Origin of the sequence: Mesorhizobium sp. M8A.F.Ca.ET.202.01.1.1, assembly GCF_004791595.1 — a bacterium.
In the GTDB taxonomy this organism is placed as follows: domain Bacteria; phylum Pseudomonadota; class Alphaproteobacteria; order Rhizobiales; family Rhizobiaceae; genus Mesorhizobium.
This window is the reverse complement of the sequence record NZ_SRUN01000320.1, coordinates 1-281: the sequence shown is the minus strand read 5'-3', so window position 1 is coordinate 281 and position 281 is coordinate 1. Positions and strand designations below refer to the sequence as shown.

Sequence of the window (281 nt, the reverse complement as noted above, 5' to 3'; positions counted from 1 at the left end):
CAGGTATGCCGGAGTCTAGCAATGGAGGATACGCCCATGATGAAAAATCAGAAGCGCCTTCACCTTGCTGATCAGATCAATTACTGCTTCCGCATTCTGCAAAAGCAGAAGTGTAACAGTCAGAACCGATGCAGCAAGGTGAAGGATCACCGGCAACGCCGCGACGGGCGAGCGCCAGCTTTTCCATTGCAGAACTCGCATTTGTTTTCATTCACCCGGATGCGAGCGGTTTCCGGGCCTGTATTGATCGAGTTCGAACGCGCCGACCGCCGGCGCGTTCG

General features: G+C 54.8%; 1 protein-coding gene. It reads left to right on the top strand.

Going from position 1 to position 281, the window contains the following annotated elements; translation table 11 throughout:
• Positions 1 to 36: 36 nt before the first annotated feature.
• A partial coding sequence (locus tag EN845_RS35925) for a hypothetical protein (protein WP_135931357.1) occupies positions 37 to 281 on the top strand: 245 nt, incomplete at its 3' end.